13 protein-coding genes and 1 pseudogene are annotated in these 15,409 nt (G+C 43.2%); 7 read left to right on the forward strand and 7 right to left on the reverse strand.

Translation table 11 applies throughout. The annotated features are described in order from the left end of the window. Nucleotides 1-54: 54 nt before the first annotated feature. The 5 genes from ABCM67_RS15330 to ABCM67_RS15350 all read right to left on the reverse strand — a co-directional run bounded on the left by ABCM67_RS15330 (nt 55) and on the right by ABCM67_RS15350 (nt 3,820). The gene (locus tag ABCM67_RS15330) at nt 55-513 is read right to left on the reverse strand and encodes a ferritin-like domain-containing protein (protein WP_342992992.1); all 459 of its coding nucleotides are present in this window, start codon (nt 511-513) and stop codon (nt 55-57) included. 64 nt (nt 514-577) lie between these two features. Further along, nucleotides 578-1,240 carry a DUF5110 domain-containing protein gene (locus tag ABCM67_RS15335; RefSeq protein ID WP_342992993.1) on the reverse strand — a complete coding sequence of 221 codons (663 nt, stop codon included), beginning with the start codon at nt 1,238-1,240 and terminating at the stop codon, nt 578-580. Between the two features lie 174 nt (nt 1,241-1,414). Beyond that, nucleotides 1,415-2,056, reverse strand: a complete 642-nt coding sequence (locus ABCM67_RS15340; RefSeq protein WP_342992994.1) for an RNA-guided endonuclease TnpB family protein — start codon at nt 2,054-2,056, stop codon at nt 1,415-1,417. Further along, entirely contained in the window at nt 2,056-2,478 is a 423-nt protein-coding gene (gene tnpA, locus ABCM67_RS15345) for an IS200/IS605 family transposase (protein ID WP_059086115.1), read from the reverse strand. The genes ABCM67_RS15340 and tnpA overlap by 1 nt, the downstream gene beginning before the upstream one ends. Before the next feature lie 319 nt (nt 2,479-2,797). Further along, entirely contained in the window at nt 2,798-3,820 is a 1,023-nt protein-coding gene (locus ABCM67_RS15350; RefSeq protein WP_195657342.1) for an ABC transporter substrate-binding protein, read from the reverse strand. 268 nt (nt 3,821-4,088) lie between these two features. Between ABCM67_RS15350 and ABCM67_RS15355 the strand changes: the two genes are divergently transcribed. The 6 genes and pseudogenes from ABCM67_RS15355 (at nt 4,089) to ABCM67_RS15380 (ending at nt 10,927) form a co-directional block, all read left to right on the forward strand. Continuing rightward, on the forward strand, nt 4,089-5,126 hold the full coding sequence (locus tag ABCM67_RS15355) for a helix-turn-helix transcriptional regulator (RefSeq protein ID WP_059086116.1): 1,038 nt from the start codon (nt 4,089-4,091) through the stop codon (nt 5,124-5,126). A gap of 747 nt (nt 5,127-5,873) precedes the next feature. Further along, nucleotides 5,874-6,519, forward strand: a pseudogene (locus ABCM67_RS15360) (IS607 family transposase). Continuing rightward, nucleotides 6,482-7,645, forward strand: coding sequence for a transposase (locus tag ABCM67_RS15365; RefSeq protein ID WP_342992997.1), 1,164 nt, complete (start codon nt 6,482-6,484; stop codon nt 7,643-7,645). Before ABCM67_RS15360 ends, ABCM67_RS15365 begins: the two are co-directional and overlap by 38 nt. Before the next feature lie 177 nt (nt 7,646-7,822). Then, the gene (locus tag ABCM67_RS15370; RefSeq protein ID WP_173761048.1) at nt 7,823-9,031 is read left to right on the forward strand and encodes an aminotransferase class I/II-fold pyridoxal phosphate-dependent enzyme; all 1,209 of its coding nucleotides are present in this window, start codon (nt 7,823-7,825) and stop codon (nt 9,029-9,031) included. A 103-nt stretch (nt 9,032-9,134) separates the two neighbouring features. Beyond that, on the forward strand, nt 9,135-10,493 hold the full coding sequence (locus ABCM67_RS15375; RefSeq protein WP_195274398.1) for a M20 family metallopeptidase: 1,359 nt from the start codon (nt 9,135-9,137) through the stop codon (nt 10,491-10,493). A gap of 20 nt (nt 10,494-10,513) precedes the next feature. After that, the gene (locus ABCM67_RS15380) at nt 10,514-10,927 is read left to right on the forward strand and encodes a C-GCAxxG-C-C family protein (RefSeq protein WP_022426236.1); all 414 of its coding nucleotides are present in this window, start codon (nt 10,514-10,516) and stop codon (nt 10,925-10,927) included. A 245-nt stretch (nt 10,928-11,172) separates the two neighbouring features. Here the strand turns inward: ABCM67_RS15380 and ABCM67_RS15385 are convergent, their stop codons facing one another. Further along, entirely contained in the window at nt 11,173-13,290 is a 2,118-nt protein-coding gene (locus ABCM67_RS15385; protein WP_342993001.1) for a glycoside hydrolase family 36 protein, read from the reverse strand. A 260-nt stretch (nt 13,291-13,550) separates the two neighbouring features. Here ABCM67_RS15385 and ABCM67_RS15390 point away from each other — a divergent pair, with 260 nt between their 5' ends. Then, a complete protein-coding gene (locus tag ABCM67_RS15390) occupies nt 13,551-14,498 on the forward strand; it encodes an AraC family transcriptional regulator (protein ID WP_147602839.1) in 948 nt (315 codons plus the stop codon). A gap of 174 nt (nt 14,499-14,672) precedes the next feature. Here ABCM67_RS15390 and ABCM67_RS15395 read toward each other — a convergent pair. Then, the coding region (locus tag ABCM67_RS15395) for an HAD-IC family P-type ATPase (protein WP_342993002.1) at nt 14,673-15,409 on the reverse strand (737 nt) is incomplete at its 5' end.

Raw genomic sequence — 15,409 nt, forward strand, 5'->3', positions numbered from 1 at the left:
TATAACAAAAAAAGGAAGAATTCCATTACTGAAATCCTCCCTCTTTTTTATATATCAGAACATTCCGTTCACAGTCTTATATTTGTAAAGCATCTCCGCATGATTCTGCTCTTCCACCTGGATATCAGCCAGAAGCTTCCGCACACCACTGTCTTCAAAAGCAAAAACATCCGAGTTGTATTCTCCGGAAATCAGCTTTTCTGTTCCGATACAGTCTGTTGCAAGAAAAGCATCTTGTTCCTTATCCTCTGAGGACATCACCGATGTGTAAGCAGCCTTGGGCTGGTAATCACGGCCGTCACTGTCATTACAGTTTACCTGTGGAACTGTACCGGAAAGCACCTGGCTCAGGGAATCGTAATGCTCCTGCTCTTTTTTCTGAAGAGTCTGAAATAAGCTTTTAAGCTCCGGATCCCTGGCCTGCTGTGCGTATTTTCCGTATTTTTCAATGCAGCTTTTTTCCTGTGTCTGAAGATCCTGGATCACTGTGCGTTCTTTTTCCTTTAATATCATTATGATCATCCTTTCTTTTGATAATAATGATAGTATGGTTTGGAAACGCGATTTTATTCATGTTTTACGCAGTCAGGATCTCCATCAGTGCTCCATAAAGATCCTTGTCCAGCTCCATGGACTGAAGCTCAGATAAAAGAACCGGCAGATTCTTTCCGGCTGTGATCAGCTGATATAATCTGTCCTTCAGTACAAAACCGATCTCTGCCTGGTTCAGGAAATCAAAGATACGTTTCTCTATACGATTATCCGCTACCTCTCCTGCAAGAATAATCTGCACCTCTGCCACTGTGTCTGCTTCCACTTCCACACAGATCTTCTGAAGCTTCTCCTCATATTTTACAGCAGCCTCAGTCTCTGCTCCGTTAACCAGAACCTTCACAGTATCTGTTCCTGTTTTCGCAAAATTACAGAACTCCACGGTATAAGCTCTCTTTGCCGGGATCAGCTCTGTTTTTCCCTGTGCGGGATGAATGGTAAACACTCCCTGATCCTTTTCCTTATAATCCATTTCCGTAAATACACAGGCACCATTTTCGTAAGCACAGGTTTCGTTGTCATCCTCATACAATCTGAAGCTTCCGTCAGCACCCGGGAATACCCGGATATTCAGGCTTTCCGGATTCTTTTCCGCCTCTGTTCCACGGATCTCATCGGTCATCACCAGAATACCGCCTGCTTTTGCAAGAACCGGGATACTGTCCAGAGTACGGTACATATCCACCATTCGTCCACCCTCATAGCGCAGACCTGTTTGACACTCCCCACAGCTAAAGCAGGGGGATTCTTGCTTCTCCCACTACTGCATTGGCAAACACCTTACGGTACTGCAATGTCTTACACAGTGTCCACAAGCTATATTTATACTGTTCCCGTATGCCCTACGGTACAGTTTTTATCTTTATGCAGACTGCATCTGCAGTCCTTTTTTCAGAATATTGATACTTGCATTCGTATCCCGGTCATGAACCGCATGGCATTTGGGACACTCCCAGATACGAATGCCCAGATTTTTTATCCGTGGATTTCTGTAGCCACAACAGCTGCAGGTCTGACTGCTCGGATACATCGTTGGTACTCTGTGAATTTCATTTCCATACCAGCCAGCTTTATATTCCAGCATTTCAAAAAATTTTGCCCAGGAAACACTCGCTATCGATTTTGACAGTTTATGATTCCGGATCATCCCCTTAACATTCAGATCTTCAATACAGATGGTTTGGTTTTCACGCACCAGCATCGTTGACTGTTTCTGCAGGAAATCATTCCGCTGATTGGTTACTTTCTCATACACTCTTGCCACCCTGATCCGCTGCTTCTCGCGGTTATGGGAATCTTTCAGAAAGGCAAACTCCTCTTGCTTTTTCAGTTCAGTCAGCATGGCGGAAGTCTGGGAATAGCCGATCTTTTCCCCATTTTCATAGCCTTCCTTACGCATGGCAAGTCCCCGGTTGTAGATGAACCGGCAACATCCCAGGGTCTGATGGATGAAGTTTTTCTGTTCTCTGTTCGGGTAGATCCTAAATTTAATTCCTTTTTGCATTATCCCATCTTATCCTTTTGTCTCTGCGATGTTTTCTGGTTTTCAATATACTGTTTTACTGTTTCCAGCGGAGCACCGCCCACCGTCGATACAAAATAGCTGTTTGTCCAGAGAGTCGGCATTTTCGTTTTAAGATAGGGAAATTCCTGTCTTAAAATTCTGGACGTATAGCCTTTAAATGACTTTACAGCTTTGTGGATGCCAAACTGAGGATCTACTTCCAAAAGCATATGAACATGGTCTGGCATGATCTCCATTTCCAGAATGTCTACAGAAAGATTTGCAGCATACTCTGTGAGCAGCTCCTTCAGCCGGACGTCCACACCATTAATTAATACTTTTCGTCTATACTTTGGACACCATACTACATGATATTTACAGGAATAGACGACATTGTTGTTTGATTTATATGTTGTGTTCATATTTATATTATACTATGGTTTATTAGTTAATACAATTACTATTTTGTCCATCTTCAATTACTTGCATAAATTCGATGGACGCGTCTTATATCCCCATAGCTGAAACAAGGGGTTTTACGACGCATTGGATAAACAGTGAGTAAAATACCGGTACCACAATTACAGAAAGGTAGATCACTGCTGCCGGTATAAGAAACGCATATGCACCGAAATCAACTTTTCTTTTTTTCTTATTCCCTCTTTATTACATACAAAAACCTGCGGTTTTTATAAAAGCCGCAGGTTTTTCCCATGTTTTTTAAACTTTCTAAACTATTTTTTAATTTTTACATGCTTTCTGTGCATACTCTGTCTGCACCAGATTTTCATACGCTGTACGATCCGTCAGCTCACCTGCATCTTCCAGGATATCCTGCAGAAGCTCAAAGCTGTCTTTTTCGAAGATAAGATTTTCTTTCCAGGTGTCCTGGTCATAATAACGTTTTACAATGGCAGTGATGGTTTCAAGATCTGTTTCCTTGAACTGCGGTGCGATCACTTCTGCGATTTCCTCCGGCGTATGATTCTGCACATAGTCCATTCCCTTCTGAAGTGCATCGGTAAATTTCTGGATGATCTCAGGGTTTTCTTTCATGTAGCTTGCTTTTGTACTGTAGGATGTATATGGTACATATCCGGATGCCTCTCCGAGCGATGCCACTACATAGCCCGCTCCTTCTTTTTCCAGAATGGTCGCAGATGGTTCAAATTCTACTGTATATGCCGCGGAATCATCACTGGTAAAAGCTGCTGCTGTGGAACCGAAATCAATGCTCTGGTCGATGGTCAGATCCTTTTGCGGATCAATGCCGTTTTTCTTCAGTATATATTCAAATACCATTTCCGGCATTCCGCCCTTACGACCGCCAAGAACCTTCTCTCCTTTCAGATCCTCCCATTTGAAATCAGGCATCTCTTCTCTTGCCACTAGAAAATTCCCCGCACGCTGGGTTAACTGTGCAAAATTTACGACAGGATCCGTGGCGCCTTCCTGATAAGCATAAACAGATGCCTCTGCGCCCATAAATCCAATATCTGCCTCACCGGAAATCACAGCAGTCATCGTTTTATCTGCTCCGAATCCCGTCACCAGTGTCAGATCCAGACCTTTCTCCGCAAAATATCCCTCCTCAATCGCCACATACTGCGGTGCGTAAAAGATTGAATGTGCGACTTCATTCAGTGTAACCTTTGTAAGCTTCTCTTCCGTGCTGTCTTTCTTCGCAGCAAATACTCCCATCGGCAGCGCCGTCACCGCCAGCACAACTGCTGCCGCCAGTGCAATCCATTTTTTATTTTTCATGCAGATACTCCTTTACAGACTTCTTCTGTTAGAGTATGCATAATTAATTAATTGGTGACCAGGGGGACATACAAAGTATCGCAAAACACAGTCTCCATGATTCCTTTTGTTAGGATATGCCCAAAAACCAACTGCTGATCACGATCAACTTTCCCATCAGTTAAAAAATATGAATTTTATTTAACAACAATTCAATTGTGTTCAATTTCCAATCCTGCTATGATTTAATCACAAAAGCTTTTGAAATTTCAATCAGGAGAGAATTAGGATGAATATTGGAAATGTGATAAAAAAATATAGAAAAGAGTCTGGTTTCACCCAGGAGGAAATGGCAAACCGCTTAGGAGTAACTACTCCAGCGGTGAATAAATGGGAGAACGGGAACTCCAATCCAGATATTGAACTGTTAGCACCAATTGCAAGACTGCTACATATTTCCCTTGATACCCTGTTGTCTTTTCATGAAAATCTGACAGACGTTGAAATTACAGAACTTATTCAGGAAATGGACAAAATGTTTTCAGCAGAAGGTTACGAAAAGACCTATCAATGGGCAGTAAATATCATAAAAGATTACCCTAACTGCAACATGCTTATCTGGCAGGTGGCGGTGATGCTTGACTCGCGAAGAATCATAGGTCAGTGTGAGCATCCCGATAAGTACGACGAACAGATTAATTCCTGGTACGAAATGGCACTAAATGACAAGGACGAAAAAATCCAGCACCATGCGGCAGATTCTCTGTTCGGATTCTACTTGCGAAAAGGGAATTATGAAATGGCAGAAAAATATCTGAACTATTTTTCCGACTATGATCCCATGAAAAAACTAAGACTTGGGCAATTATACATGGAACAGGAAAAAACAGAAGAAGCATATGAAAAACTGGAAAATATAATTCTTTCAGAGTATACTACTTTGAATCTTGCCTTTGGCATGATGATCACAAAAGCTCTTGACAATAAAGATCATAAATCCGCAAGATTCCTGGCCGAGAAAATGTATGCATTAGCAGGTATTTTTGAGATGGGAAAATACAATGAATGTGCAACCATGTTTAATGTTGTGGTGGCAGAACAAAATGTCGAAGATACTTTTAAGGTAATAAAACAACTGCTGGAGAATGTCGATACAATCTGTGATTTTCAGAAATCAAGATTATATAAACATATAAAATTCCAAGATGTAGAAAATCCATATGCTGAAGAAATGAAAAAAGAACTGATTGCAGGCTTCCAAAATGAAGAAGACTTTGCTTATATGAAAGGCTATAAACCCTGGAAAAAATTATTAGCAAAGTATTGATCCTGCTTATGTTTATTGCAAAATAAAAAACCTATTCATTCGCAATAGATCACATTTATAGATGAAAGAGATGCAGGCGTCGCGGCTCCTGCATCTCTTTTAACCCATAGGGTGCGTGATTGCAACGAAATTTACCACCTCAATGGATGATAAATTGCAATATATTTCAAAAATAAAAGAAGAACGTAATAAGGCACAGGACGAACTTGCTGAACTAAGGAAAATTCTTGAATTGTCAGATGATATTTCTTTGACAGAACACATTACAAAGATAAAAATAAATATTGACAAGGAGTAATTGAACCAGTATTATATAAGTACAAAGAAGTCTTTTTCCGGAGTGAGAAAGATATTATTACTTATTCAAAGGAAAGGGGCTCTGGACGAGTTCCTTTTTACATTTCATAAAATTTGATTTTATAACATATACTATGATCACAAAGTAGCTCTGGATAGGATATTCGGAGTTGTAAAACGGCGGAAATATCATTGCTGGTATTTCCGCCACTTCTTTTATAGATTATTCGCACTATTCAACCCATCCACTCAATTACGCAAAATCAAATCGTCTCATAATTTACATTAATATATGTACGCCACCCCCAAAATATGATAAGGTGAAGCAAATAGAATTTTTCAGGAGGTTATTAACAGTTAAATATAAATTATAAAATTATAAGATCATATAAGTACATGTTGAGTTTTATAAGATATTAGAGTGGAATATTATTGAAAGGAGTTGATGCTTTGAGTAAATATTATTCTATACATGAATTTTCAAAAATTATATGCGTATCCGCCCAGACATTACGAAATTGGGATGCCAATGGAAAACTTCATCCGCATCATACTACAGTAAACGGCTATAGATATTATTCTGACGAGCAACTCAACCAGGTAATAAATGTAAAGCCTAAAAATCGCATTACAATTGGATATTGTCGCGTTTCCAGCCATAAACAGAAAGATGATCTGGAACGACAGATTGATAATGTTAAGACATATCTTCTGGCAAAAGGACAGCCATTTGAGATAATAAGTGATATCGGTTCCGGAATTAATTATAAGAAAAAAAGGACTCCAGGAATTGATCAGGCGAATATCTCAAAATCAGGTTGAAAAGGTTGTTGTTTTATATAAAGATCGGCTATTGCGATTTGGTTTTGAATTGATAGAATATATCGCTTCGCTTTATAATTGTGAGATTGAGATTATTGATAATACTGAAAAATCCGAACAGCAGGAACTTGTTGAAGATCTGGTTCAGATGATCACAGTATTCAGTTGCAAATTACAAGGAAAACGAGCGAATAAAGCCAAGAAACTTATCCGGGAATTGATACAGGAGAAAGTAGATGGTAAAAGCCATAAAAGTAATGTTAATACCAAATAATATACAGAAAACTAAGATGTTTCAGTACGCAGGTGCTTCAAGATTTGCTTATAAATGGGCTTTGGCAAGGGAAATAGAAAACTATGAAAAAGGCGGAAAATTCATTTCAGATGCAGAACTCAGAAAAGAATTTACAAAGCTTAGACATTCTGATGAATACGCATGGTTATTGAGTATTTCAAATAATGTAACCAAACAGGCAATCAAAGATGCCTGCACTGCTTATAAGAACTTTTTCAAAGGTTTGCAGAAATTCCCAAGATTCAAGTCAAAAAAGAGATCAATGCTGAAGTTCTATCAGGATAATATTAAGATACAATTCAGCAATACTCATGTTAAGTTTGAAGGATTTTCTTCGAGCAGGAAAAGAAATAAACAAAAACTAAATTGGGTAAGACTTGCAGAGCATGGTCGTATTCCTACAGATGCTAAATACATGAATCCGAGAATATCTTTTGATGGGTTGAACTGGTGGATCAGCGTATGTGTGGAATTTCCTGATTGCATAGAAAAACTTAATGATGATGGGATTGGTATAGATCTAGGAATCAAAGATCTGGCTATTTGCTCTGATGGAGCTAAGTATAAGAACATCAATAAAAGTCAGAAAGTAAAGAAACTAGAAAAACAGAAACGCAGATTACAGCGTAGTATCTCTCGCTCTTACGAGAAAAATAAGAAAGGAGAAAGTTACTGCAAAACAAATAATGTAATCAAAAAGGAAAAACTTTTATTAAAACGAAATCACAGATTAACAAATATCCGTAAGAACTATTTGAATCAGACTACATCTGAAATTGTAAGTCGAAAACCAAGATTTATTTGTATTGAAGATTTGAATGTTAGTGGAATGATGAAAAATAGACATTTATCAAAAGCAGTTCAGAATCAGGGGTTTTTTGAGTTTAGAAAGCAGCTTGAACACAAGTGCAGGGATAAAGGGATCCAGCTTATTGTGGCTGATCGGTTTTATCCATCATCAAAGCTTTGCAGTTGCTGTGGAAACATTAAAAAAGACTTGAAATTATCTGACAGAATTTATAAATGTGATTGTGGAAATGTCATTGATAGAGATTTTCAGGCATCTATAAATCTCAAGGCTTATGGAGAAAGAGTTGCAAGCTAACACTAAAACGTTAGTGCAAATATGTACGGGTATGTTAATCCGGAATTTACGCCTATGGAGAGTACAAGAACTTGTGAGTAGATAGATATTTATATCATCAAAAACATACTCGTTGAAGTAGGAATGAAACATAGAAGTTTATAACTTTTTATAAGTTTTCAGTAACGGAGCATTCATATGAAATACGACTTCACTTCCATCATTGACCGACATGGCAGAGATTCCATCGCAGTAGACGGCCTGAAGGGCGATGGTTTCTCTCCTGCCCCGCCGAAGGAGGGCTTCGATGCCATCCCAATGTGGGTAGCAGACATGAACTTTCCTACTGTACCTACCATACAGCAGGCGATCATCGAACGGGCCAGTCACCCGGCCTTCGGTTACTTCGAAGCCCCGCCGGAATATTATAAAGCCATCATCCGCTGGCAGGAAACACGCCACGGTGTCACCGGTCTGAAGCCCAGGCACATTGGCTACGAAAATGGCGTTCTGGGCGGAGTTATCAGTGCACTGAACTGCATCTGCTCCCGCGGTGATAACGTCCTGGTCCACAGCCCGACATACATAGGCTTCACCTCAAGCCTGAAAAACAACGGCTACGAGGCCGTACACTCTCCTCTGATAAAGGATGAAAACGGCATATGGAGAATGGATTATGCAGACATGGAAAAACAACTCCGTGAAAAGAAAATCCACGCTGCCATTCTCTGCAATCCACACAATCCCTGCGGACGCGTGTGGGAACGCCGGGAGCTGGAAAAAGCCATGGAGCTGTACCGAAAATATGATGTCTATGTCATCTCAGACGAGATCTGGTCTGACCTCATCCTGAATGGCCATAAGCATATCCCCAGCCAGTCCGTCAGTGAAGATGCCCGCCAGCGTACAGCGGCCTTCTACGCTCCATCCAAAACCTTTAATCTGGCAGGACTTGTTGGCAGCTATCACATTGTATACAACAGCTGGTGGCGGGATCGTATTTTGAAGGAGTCCAGTCTGAGCCATTATAATATGATGAATGTTCTGTCCATGCACGCTCTGCTTGGCGCTTATCAGCCTGAAGGCTATGAATGGACCGATGAACTATGCGAAGTACTAAGCGGAAATGTAAGCTTTGCCTGTGATTACATTGACCGGCACTTTAAGGGTGTCAACGTTTCCAGACCGGAAGGCACCTACATGCTCTTTGCCGACTGCACCGACTGGTGTACTGCCCATGGCAAAACAATCGAAGATGTGGAAAAAGCCTGCTGGGATGTCGGCGTTGCCGTCCAGGACGGCAGGATGTTTTTCGGTCCCTGTCACCTGAGAATGAATCTGGCCTCACCCCGTTCCCGCATAGAAGAAGCCTTCCGCCGAATGGATCGGTACGTCTTCAACAGGTAAAAATCCACTCTGCCATTCATTACAATCTATGCTATAATAGAGCTCATAACATCAGCGTTCCATCCTGTCACTTTCCGGAACGCTGTAAACAGGAGGAAATCATATGGATATTAAAGAGGAAATCCACGCATTATCAGAAGAAATGCTCACAAATCTTGGCAGACTAGTTGCCATTGACTCCCAGCTCGGTACCCCTTCCGAGGGAAAACCATTTGGTGAGGGTCCTGCAAAAGCCCTGGAAGAGGGACTGAAGATTGCCGAAGAACTTGGCTTTAAAACCGTAAACCTGGATAACTACTGCGGTTATGCCGAAATGGGTGAGGGCGATGAGATCGTCGGCATCGCCGGTCATCTGGATATCGTTCCTGTAGGCGGAGACTGGACCTACGATCCGTTCCGCCTTACCCGTGAAGACGATCATGTATACGGCCGCGGGACCACTGATGACAAAGGCCCTATCCTGGAAGCGCTCTATGCCATGAAGCTTCTCCGCGACCACGGCGTGAAGCTGAACAAAAGAGTCCGCCTGATCATGGGCTGCAACGAGGAAACAGGTTCCAAATGTATGGATCACTACAATCAGGTAGCAGAAGAGCTTTCCTGCGGTTTCACACCGGATGCCAGCTTCCCGTGTATCCACGGTGAAAAAGGTCAGCTTGCCATGATCGCCTGCTCCAAAAACACCCGGATCATCTCCATGAACGGCGGTTTTGTATCCAATGCAATGTGTGACACCTGTACAACCATTGTTCCCGATGAGGACGGTCTGAAGGAAAAGCTGGAATCCGCACTTTCCCAGACGAAGCTCCAGGAATATAAGGTAACCGAAGAAAATGGTGAGCTCACCATCTACGCCAAAGGTATTCCGGCTCATGCCAGCACTCCCCATCTCGGTGTCAATGCTGCAGGAGTAACCTTTGAATGTCTGGCAAAAGCAGGCTTTGAAGATGACTTTGTGGAATTCTATAACTCCCATATCGGCACTGCATGTGACGGCTCCGGCATTGGTCTGAAATTTGCAGATGAATACGGCGATCTGACGTTATGCAACGGAATCGTAAAAACAGAAAACGGTGTCATTTCCTGTACCATCGATATCCGTGTTCCGGTAACTCTTAATGAGACCGATATCCGCAAAATGTGCCAGGACAGACTGGAAGATAAAAACGGTCGTATTGAGATCACAAAGGTTGTTGCTCCGTTATTCTTCCCAAGAGAATCTCCGCTGGTAAATGCTCTTTACAAAGCTTACACAGATGTGACCGGCGATACCGAACACAAACCAATGGTCATCGGAGGCGGCACTTACGCAAAATCCCTCAAAAACATCATAGCCTTCGGACCTGAAAAAGAGGGAATTGACTACCGTATCCACGGAGCCGATGAATTTATCCTGGTCTCCGGCATGGAAGAAGCAGTACTGATCTATATGGAAGCGATCAAAAATATGCTTGCGATCTGAAATCAGGAGGATAAGAAATCATGAGTACAAAAGCTGAACACGCTACAAAATTACACGAGAATGGCTGTAACTGTGCACAGGCAGTTGCCTGTTCTTTCTGCCAGGAATTTGGCATCGATGAAAACGAGATGTTCCGTATTGCCGAGGGCTTCGGCCTTGGAATGGGTGTTATGGAAATGTGCGGTGCTCTTTCCGGTATGGCTATGATCATCGGACTTTCCAACAGCCGCGGAAATACCGAAGAAGGTTCCGGCTCCAAAGGTGACACTTACAAAAAGCTCCGCACCTATATCCAGAAATTCAAAGAAAAAAACGGTTCCTGTATCTGCCGTGAATTAAAAGGTGTAGAGACAGGCAAGGTTCTCTGCAGCTGCCCGCAGTGTATCACAGATGCGGTTGCTCTTACAGAAGAATATCTTGCGGAAAACAGATAATCTCATAAAATAAAACAGCAGAATTGTATATTCCCTGTAATCCCGGGACATACAGCTCTGCTGTTTTCTGTTTCTATTCGCTTTTCACTGTCAGATCCTTCACCCATCTGTATTTCTTATAATTCAGGTACACAGCTGGGATCTTTGCAACTTCATCCAGACTGATGAGCTTTCTGGTAAAAATGCCGGCGCTCTTTTATTTTTGCCCACGCCTCTTCGTCAAACTTACGGTCTTTCCTGATTTTCTATTTCATCTCGATCTTAAACAGTCTGGCCGCTTTTTCCTGTGGCATCTTCACTACAAGATTTCCATTTTCGATCTTATATCCGCACATCTCTTCCTTCGGATAGATCACGGATACTCTGCGGACCTGCTCTGCATTTTCCAGCGGGATCACTGCTTCTGTTGTTCCCGGTGTCCATACCGAAAGATAGGTATTCTTCTCTGCTTTCACTCCGTAAGCAAGAACTTCAGATTTCAGAGTTCCAAAACCAAGCGGGAAGAACGGCACGCCGTCACGGACTTCCTCACGGATCTCCTTATACAGGGAGATTCCCTCCTTCATACGGTTCATGGAATTTTCGCCCAGCTTCCATACCATACCGCTGATATATGGGCGGAGAAGCATACCATTTACTACATTGTAGATCACATGCTCTTCTTCATCCTCATACGGATATACCCACATACCACCCTGCTCCGGAGTTACCGCACTGGCTACATTGGCAGCGATATTGGCATTGTAGAGATAATCTGTCTGATCACTGGTAGACTGCAGGCTTAAGATCTTCAGCATACCATAATCCATACGCTGTCCGCCGGAACCGCAGTTCTCCACAACAAGCTCCGGATGATCCCGGAAGATTTCCTCATACCACTGGTGAAGACATTCATAATGCTCACGGATGGCATCTGCACAGCTGTCACTATTCAGATCACTTCCATATCCCATAGTTACGTTATAGTCCACTTTAAAGTACTCTACACCGTAATCATTGATCAGCCTGTCTACTACATCACGGCAATATTTCCGTACCTCCGGATTGCGGAAATCCAGCATATAGCGTTTATTGTCAATGTGGCGTTTTCCATGACGGCAGACAAACCAGTCATCCGGAAGCTTGTTTGCCAGCTCGCAAGCAACTCCCATAACCTCGATTTCCAGCCAGAGTCCCATTTTCAGGCCTTTACTGTGTGCATGATCGCAGACTTCTTTCAAACCATTGGGGAATCTTCCGGATGCTTCTTTCCATTCCCCGACACGGTCCCACCAGAATCCGTCGTCATACCAGCCTGCATCCAGGCAGTAATATTCGCATCCGAGCTCTGCTGCCTTGTCAATGATGGAAAGCTCCCGCTCCGTTGTAGGGTCTCCCATCAGGCAATTCATGTAATCATTAAATACCACGTTCAGCTTCTCATCGTCCGTATTCGGTCTGCGTACTTTTCTCCGATATCTGGTCAGTGCCGCTGCTGCCGGATTCAGGCCACCTTTTACAACCGCTACCCCTGCCGGAACGGTTGTAAAGCTTTCTCCCGGTTTCAGATTCTTATACCAGCCATGCTCCTGCTCTGTGGCGCCGCTTAAGGCAAGATACAGATTTCCGCCCTGTGCAGAGCCATATTCTGCCAGCCACTGTCCGGAGCTTTCAATCTGGAAAATATACGTCTCCCCTGTTTCTCTGTCCTCGGCAATTCCCATGGGAAGATACTCACAGGTAGACCAGGTGCCCTTTCCACTGTAACAATAACGGTTCAGGCCATATCCCTGATGATTGAAGCCATCTACGACCATTCCGTTTAAATTCAGCGTTTCTGCATCGTATTTCTGCCACTGTGCCTCACAGCACCAGCTGTTAAACGGCACATAGATATCTGTTTTTTTATAATAAGGCTTCTCGCCGCCTCTGGAAATTCCCTGATACATAAAAGAAGAAACATAGGTCAGCCCCTGATCCTCGCTTCCCTCGTTGATGATCTCTGTCCAGGTCTGTACTGCCGGCACTCCGTCAAACAGGCGCATATGATATACTGCCTTCAGCTTTTCCGGGGAAATCATTACGATCTCCAGCTCTTTTCCGCCGGCCTGTGCCTTCAGCTCATGGTTCTCATAAACAAAATCCACAGAGGACTGATTGATGTTGTTTTTGTAGGCATGCATGTTTAAGCTTCCTGTGCCGCTTCTGTGGATCTCAACAGCCGGATAACAGATATCCTCCTTCGGCTCCATGACTGCTTTTTTTACTTCCTGTGAAGAAAAATCTGCCAGCTCTACCACGCCGTTTTCCCGGATACGAAACTGGATATCCAGGCCATTCTCATGTAATTCGATCATTTTCATGTTTTCATTTTTATAGCTCATAGAAAATACCCTCCGTTTTTCTGATTCTGATCACAGTATAATATCTGTTTTTTTATAAGGTGACAGGTATCATCCCCTGAATGTAAAAATGCAATATATTGTCGTATTTATTTTTGCGTGATATACTGTTTTCTGACAGTAAAGAGTACAGTCAATCAGACATGTAGGGCGATTTAATCGAATATCTGCATCTGTCCGACTCGCAATTTACAGCTGAAATATTTACATTCCGCTTCGCAGCATACTCAGGAGGTTTTTTCATGCCAGATATTTTCCAGGACTCTTCCCGATATTTCCATATTTCTGCTTTTTATGCTCTCTCCCTGCCTTATTATCATATGGAGCATCACACACATTCCAGCTATGAGATCATGTATATCACCTCCGGTTCCTGCCGGGTTTTCTGCCTGGATGGCACACAGGACACGGAATTCCCACTGAAATCCGGGCAATTTATCTTTATCCGGCCGGATGTACCTCACAGGCTGGAAATTCCGGATGGTTTTCCCTGCTCGATCCTGAATCTGGAATTTTCCCTTACTCCCGAAAAAAGTCCGGTTGCTCTGGAGCTTCTCCTGAAAAAGGATCCCGGATTTTCCCGGTTCTGGAATTTTATGGAAGCCTCCCAGGGCTTTTGCTCCGGCACGGATTCCCGCAGCTTCGGATACAGCCTGAAGGATCTGCTCACCTTTTTACAACAAAATTCCGGTCAGATACAAAAGGAAGAATTTCTCTTCTTTCTTCTTTTCAGCCGCATGCTTACAGAGCTTGCATTCTGCGCCCGCTCCAGCCGGAGCACCCAGGGAATCGTCTATCTGAAAAAAGCGCTCCGCTATATTGACGAGCATTATCTGGAAGACATTGATATTCCTGCCATCTCCGCATATGCAGGGATCAACAAATCCTACCTGCAGGCGCTCTTTACAGAAAAAAACGGCTGCACCATCAATACCTATATCAACCGCAAGCGTATGGAACAGGCCGCCTTTCTTCTGTGCAACAGTACTCTGCACATTACGGATATTGCCTTTTCTTCCGGATACAACAGCCGGCAGCATTTTGCACATACCTTCGAAAAATTTTATCATATGAGCCCCTCCAGGTACCGAAGCCTTCATACCCGGCCTCTCCGTTCGGATACCCAAAAGAAACGCTATCATATGACTGACGGACTGACGTTGGAAAGCGAACCCTTTCCTCAGGAATAAAACTTACTTCATACACCTTCAGGCTGATACCTGCGATCCACGTCTGAGTAGCCTAAAAAAGCGGCCAGGTACGAAGCTCTTATCTCTTCGATAACCTGGCCGGTTTTTTATATTTATTGTCAAGCAGATATTCGCAATCCTGCAGGGGACTTACTTGATTCGGTTAAAAATTTTCTATGGAAGCAGATTCTGCATACTCTTCAGGCTGATCGCCAGTGTGGAGGTATTATGCAGAAGTGCGGATGAAGTCGGCTGCAGGATACCTGCAACGCCACAGGCGATAAGACCTGCGTTAAAGATAATAATAAAACGGTAATTGCGTCTGATACGCTTCATCAGTGCATTGCTGATCTCTTTCAGAACAACAAGCTCCTGAAGATCATCTGCACCTACAGTAATATCTGCGATCTCCCGGGCAATTTCAGCACCATCACTGATGGCGATACCGACATTGGCTGCGGAAAGTGCCGGAGAATCATTGATTCCGTCACCTACCATGATAACCTTTCTTCCGGCTGCCTTTTCTTTTTCGATGAAGTTGGCCTTATCCTCCGGAAGTACCTCGGAATAATATTCGTCCACTCCCACACGTCTGGCAATGGCTGCTGCTGTACGCTCACTGTCCCCTGTCATCATAACGATCTTGGAAATCCCTGCCCCGCGCAGTGCTTCTACAGAAGCTTTCGCCTCCTCACGAAGGGGATCTTCAATACAGATCACGGCCGCAAGGCGTCCGTCAATGGCAAGATACAGGTGGGAATACTCTTCCGGAATATTGTCGAATTTCTCCTTGCCATCCTCCGGGATCAGACATTTCTCATCTTCAAATACAAAGTGATAGCTTCCGATCACGGCCTTATGGTCTTCGATCGTAGTGGAAATTCCATGCGCTACTACATATTCAACCTTTG

This window comes from Blautia sp. 2227st1_G12_2227SCRN_220401 (assembly GCF_039062885.1).
Taxonomy (GTDB): Bacteria; Bacillota; Clostridia; order Lachnospirales; family Lachnospiraceae; genus Blautia_A; species Blautia_A fusiformis.